Raw genomic sequence first — 5,028 nt, forward strand, 5'->3', positions numbered from 1 at the left:
GACCGTCGCTTCGAACACGCGGCGACCGCCGAGAACGTCGGCGATGCGGCTGAGCTCGAACCCGGCGCCGGTCACAAAGGCCGCGTAGACAAGCCTGCCAAGCGGCAGGATCGACAGGACGCCGACAAACAGCGCCAGCATGAGCATCAGCGCACGCTCGTTCTTCAGGAGCCCGGAAAGGGTGGAGAGCGTCCATGAAGGACGCCCTCCGGCGGCTGTGGTCGACAGGGACATTGCGATTACAGACCGAAGATCTCGGCGAACTGCTCGCGCACCTGGTCATTGTTCTTCACGGCTTCGTCGACGTCGTAGCCGATCAGCTTCATCGAGGAGAGATCGGGATAACCCTCGGGTGCTGCGACGCCCGGCAGAAGCGGGATATTGCCCTGGGCGGAGACCAGTTCCTGACCTTCCTTCGAGAGAAGGAAATCGACGAACTTCTTCGCGGCTTCCTCGTGATCGGTCGTGCTCATGATGGCGACCGGCTCGCCGATGAAGGAAACGCCTTCCTTGGGGGCGATATAGTCGACCGGCGAGCCGTCGGCCTTGGCACGCAGCGTGTTGGCGTCGACGATGATGGCGTATTTGGCCATGCCGGAAGCGACAGCCTTGGTCGCCGGACCGTTGCCGCCCTCGGGCACGACGTCGAGATCGTTCAGGCCTTCATAGAAGTCCCAGCCGATTTCCGGCGTATTGATCAGGGCGTGCAGGTGGTTGAGGGCGGCGCCCGAATAAAGCGGGCTCGGAACGGCGATCATCCCGCGATTGTCCTCGACCAGAAGATCGTTCCAGCTTTCGACCGGCTCGGCGATCTCGGTGTTGTAGGCAATGCCCGTGGTGATCGCCTTGGTGCCGAAGAACGTCATGTCCTTATCGTAGGCGGCCTTGTCATAGCCGTCCACCGGAGCGTCCGGATAGGCCATCAGATGGCCTTCGGCCTTCAGCGTGCCGAGGTTGATCGGATCGGCGACCAGAAGGACGTCGGGCTGGATGTTGCCGGCTTCGATTTCGGCGCGCATCACGTTCATCAGGGCCGAGGTGCCGTTGCGGGTCCAGTTGACCTTGATATCCGGATTGGCGGCCTCGAAGGCGTCGACGGTCTGCTGGGCCTGTTCCGGCGGCTGGCTGGTGTAGAGCGTGATGGTTTCCTCGGCATGGGCCGCCGTGAAGGCAAGCGTGCTGATGGTCGCAAGGGCAAGCATGGAGAGTTTCATCGGGGATATCCTCGATTGTTGGTGCTCAGTGGGAGGCTTCTTCTGCTTTCGGGTCCGGCAGGACCCAGCCGTCGGCAAGCGTGACGGCCACGCGCTGCCCGGCTTCGATGCGTGCCGGGGCAGGGACGTTCATGAAAAAGGTTCGCTCATCCGCGCCGAGCGAAAGCTCGGCCCGCAGAATGTCGCCGCGATAGGTGATGCCGCGGATGGTGGCGGCAAGGCCGCCTGTGTCGGTCAGCTTCAGGTCGCCCGGGTGAAAGGCAATCCGCGCTTCGTCGCGGGGCAGGGCCGAAGGGTGGTTTCGCACCCGTACCTGCTCGCCGAAGAAACGGGCGAAACCATAACCGCTGCGATCGGGCCGGAAATCCTCGATCGGTGCGATCTGGCCCTCTCCGATAAAGGTCGCGACCATGTCATTTGCCGGCTGGCTGTAGAGTTCGGAAGGGCTTGCGAACTGGCTGATCCTGCCCTTGTCCATCACGGCCACGCGGTCGGCCAGCGCAAGCGCCTCCGACTGGTCATGCGTGATGTAGAACATCGTCGCGCCCGAGGCCTTGTGGAAGCGGCCAAATTCTTCCTCCATCTCGCCGCGCAGATGAACATCCAGATTGGCCAGCGGCTCATCGAGAAGGACGAGGCCGGCATCCATCGCCAGGCAGCGGGCGAGCGCCGTGCGCTGTCGCTGGCCGCCCGACAGTTCGGCTGGCCGTCGATCCGCAAACGCGGTCAGCCCGACTGTCTCGAGAACGCGAGCCGTGCGCGCCTCGCGTTCGCTGCGCCCGAGCCCCTTGACCTTGAGGCCATAGGCGACATTGCCGGAGACCGTCATGTGCGGCCACAGCGCATAGCTTTGAAACACCACGCCGATGCCGCGTTCTTCCGGAGCGACATGCCGGCCTTTGCCGGAAAGAAGCGTGTCTCCGACCCGGATTGCGCCGCTGTCAATCTGCTCGAAACCCGCAAGGGCGCGTAGCAGCGTGGTCTTGCCGCAGCCGGAGGGGCCGAGCACCGCGACGAACTCTCCTGAACGGATCGAGAGCGAAATCCCACGCAGAACGCTCGTCTTGCCGAAAGACTTGTCGACGGTCTCGATTTCGATCGCGCTCATAGGGTCTGTCCCGCGCTGTCGGTCGCAGTCGGAAGACCCCTTCTGAGACCGGTGGAATGGCGTTTTGCAATGCTTTGCAATCTTCGCCGCCATCAATGCACCGATCGTGTGACAGTTCTGTTTCAGTGTGTTTTCGGTTTTGTGAAAATTGGCTTTTGAAAGCGCGGCGCCCGCACGTGGAAGTAAGCAGGCCCGATCGCGGCCATGCCTTCTCGGGCGGTCCCGGCTATAGCGTCGGGCGAAAAGGGGGCGCCGGTTTTTTTGATAACCCGATGCGCCAAAGGAAAGAAACTAGAATTCATCCGCCTGTTGATCGCGCGCGGCAGCAGGCCTGTAAGCCAGACCGGGCCAGAACCCACGGAAAGCTCTGTCTCCTCATATTCCTGCAGGTGCCGTATTTCGTGCTGGGTATCTTCCAGCTGCCGGAAAATGCCCTGCGCCCTGCGCATCAGGTGTGACCGCTAGTCTTGCGGTCGAGAGTGGACCTTCGACGCGGCGCTGATGGATATGGGTTTTCGAACGGAAGGGTTTTCAGCGCTCGGGTTGTGCTCGACGAGCCAGGGGCGTTCCGCGAAATAGCGCGTCTCGAAGGCGTCGAGATCGTTCAGAATGGCTTCGGTGCGGCCGATGGCATCTTCCCCGGCGAGCATGGCGGCCTTTCGCTCGGCGCCGATCTCGAACGGTATCACGCGATCCGCCAGCGCGATCGTCTGGCATTCAAGATCGATCGTTATCTCGCATGCGGATTGCGAGGCGACCTCATGAAGGCGATCGACGTCATCAGGGGTGCAGACGATGAGCAGTAGGCCGTTATTGTCGGCGTTGTCCGCGAATATCCCGCCGAAGGTCGTTCCGATGATCGCCCGGATTCCGAACTGCATGAGGCCCCACACCGCATGCTCGCGGGACGATCCGCAGCCGAAATTCGGTCCGGTCACCAGGAATTTCGGCGATGCAGTTGCGGGCCGGTTGAGAGCGAAGTCCGGATAGGTCTCGGGCGAAGACCTGAGGTCGTAGAAGATGCCGCGTGCAAGCCCCTTGCGGTCAATCCCCTTGAGAAACTGTTTCGGCATGATGACGTCGGTGTCGATATTCGGCGTGGGAATTGAGGCGATCACGCCTGTTTCGACAGTGAATGGCTGCATCTCTCAGGCTTCTCTCGGCAGGAAATCGCGTACATTGGCGAGGTGACCGGCAACCGCGGCGGCGGCGACCATCGCCGGGCTCATCAGATGGGTGCGCCCTCCGGCCCCCTGGCGGCCACGGAAGTTGCGGTTGGTGCTCGAAGCGCAGCGTTCGCCCGGGGCAAGGACGTCGTCATTCATCGCGAGGCACATCGAGCAGCCAGACTCCCGCCACTCGAAGCCGGCGTCGAGGAAGACGCGGTCGAGACCCTCGGCCTCGGCTTCGCGGCGGACCGTGCTGCTCCCGGGCGAGACCATCGCGCGCACGTGAGGTGCCACCCGCCGCCCGCGCAGGATGCCGGCCGCCTCGCGCAGATCGCTCAGCCTGGCATTGGTGCATGAACCGATGAAGGCGCGATCGATGCGGATCTCCGACAAGGGCATTCCCGGCGTCAGGCCCATGTACTCGATCGCGGCCCGGGCACCGCCGCGTTCATGTTCGGGCAGAACGGCGGGGTCCGGCACAGTGTCGCTGATGACGGATGCCTGGTCGGGACTGATGCCCCAACTGACCATCGGCTCTATCCGGGAGGTTTCCACGACGATCTCGGCATCGAAGCAGGCGTCGGCATCAGACGCGAGCTCCGCCCATGCGGAGCGCGCCGCCTCCAGTGCTTCACCGCAGGGCGCGCGCTGCCGGCCGGCAATATGCTCGAACACCTTGCCGTCTGGTTCCATGAGCGCGACCCGCGCACCGCACTCGACCGCCATGTTGCACATCGTCATGCGAGCCTCGACCTCAAGGCCGGATATCGCCGGGCCGGTCATTTCGAGTGCATATCCGATGGCGCCATCCGCTCCGATCTGTCGGATCAGCGCCATGATCATGTCCTTCGAGGTCAGGCCGGGTGCGAGCGACCCCTCGAAACGGACCCGCATGTTCTTCAACCGTCTGTATTTGAGGGTCTGGGTCGCGAGCAGGTGTTCGATGTCGGACGTGCCGATGCCGAAGCCGACCGATCCGAAGGCCCCATATGTGGTGGTGTGGCTGTCGCCGGCGGCGATCACCATGCCGGGCAGCACCCAGCCGAGCTCGGGAAGAACCACATGTTCGATCCCTTGGCGTGGGTCGAGGATGTCGAAAATCTCGATGCCGAATTCCTTGCCATTGGAGATGAAGTACTCGATCTGGCGGCGGGACTCCTCGTCGGCCGCAGCCTTTTTGCGGGCCGGGTCCGTCGAATTTACGTGATCGACGACACCCAGTGCCGACTGGGGACGCCGTACACGCCGTCCGGCCTCGCGCAAGCCGCTGAAGGCCTGCGGGGAGGTGTATTCGTTGAGCACTGTGCGATCGATATACAGGAGTATTTCTTCCTGCGCGCCATCGACGGAATCCGGCATTTGGATGCGATGGCTGTCGATGATCTTGTCGTAAAGCGTGCGGGCGACCACCGGCTCTGCTCCTTGAGAAACTGATTTCCGTTAGAATGGGTTTGTGTGGCGGTTGATGCCAATGCCGTGTTTGCATCAAATATTGCCGCCGGTGCGAGTGGGGGCGGGCCCGCCTGTTTTCGGCGGG

6 protein-coding genes are annotated in these 5,028 nt (G+C 62.8%); all 6 read right to left on the reverse strand.

Annotated features, from left to right (window positions below; all coding sequences use genetic code 11):
- Positions 1-234, reverse strand: a 234-nt coding sequence (locus tag B4E36_RS07230) for a hypothetical protein (RefSeq protein ID WP_345900176.1), incomplete at its 3' end; no start/stop codon positions are given.
- Positions 235-239: 5 nt separating this feature from the next.
- Positions 240-1,214 (reverse strand): ABC transporter substrate-binding protein, encoded by a 975-nt coding sequence (locus B4E36_RS07235; RefSeq protein WP_292056335.1) that lies wholly within the window; start codon positions 1,212-1,214, stop codon positions 240-242.
- Between the two features lie 25 nt (positions 1,215-1,239).
- Positions 1,240-2,322: an ABC transporter ATP-binding protein gene (locus B4E36_RS07240; RefSeq protein ID WP_292056333.1), complete on the reverse strand. Its 1,083-nt coding sequence runs from the start codon at positions 2,320-2,322 to the stop codon at positions 1,240-1,242.
- Between the two features lie 122 nt (positions 2,323-2,444).
- On the reverse strand, positions 2,445-2,771 hold the full coding sequence (locus B4E36_RS07245; protein ID WP_292056332.1) for a hypothetical protein: 327 nt from the start codon (positions 2,769-2,771) through the stop codon (positions 2,445-2,447).
- 12 nt (positions 2,772-2,783) lie between these two features.
- Positions 2,784-3,467, reverse strand: coding sequence for a 3-isopropylmalate dehydratase small subunit (gene leuD, locus B4E36_RS07250; RefSeq protein WP_292056330.1), 684 nt, complete (start codon positions 3,465-3,467; stop codon positions 2,784-2,786).
- 3 nt (positions 3,468-3,470) lie between these two features.
- Positions 3,471-4,901, reverse strand: coding sequence for a 3-isopropylmalate dehydratase large subunit (leuC, locus tag B4E36_RS07255; RefSeq protein WP_292056328.1), 1,431 nt, complete (start codon positions 4,899-4,901; stop codon positions 3,471-3,473).
- Positions 4,902-5,028 lie beyond the last annotated feature (127 nt).

Origin of the sequence: Martelella sp. UBA3392, assembly GCF_002358775.1 — a bacterium.
GTDB classification, from domain to species: Bacteria; Pseudomonadota; Alphaproteobacteria; order Rhizobiales; family Rhizobiaceae; genus Martelella; species Martelella mediterranea.

Coding starts and splice junctions, on each gene's coding strand:
- B4E36_RS07235 (WP_292056335.1), bottom strand. CDS start 1,214: ATGAAACTCTCCATGCTTGCCCTTGCGACCATCAGCACGCTTGCCTTC.
- B4E36_RS07240 (WP_292056333.1), bottom strand. CDS start 2,322: ATGAGCGCGATCGAAATCGAGACCGTCGACAAGTCTTTCGGCAAGACG.
- B4E36_RS07245 (WP_292056332.1), bottom strand. CDS start 2,771: ATGCGCAGGGCGCAGGGCATTTTCCGGCAGCTGGAAGATACCCAGCAC.
- leuD (WP_292056330.1), bottom strand. CDS start 3,467: ATGCAGCCATTCACTGTCGAAACAGGCGTGATCGCCTCAATTCCCACG.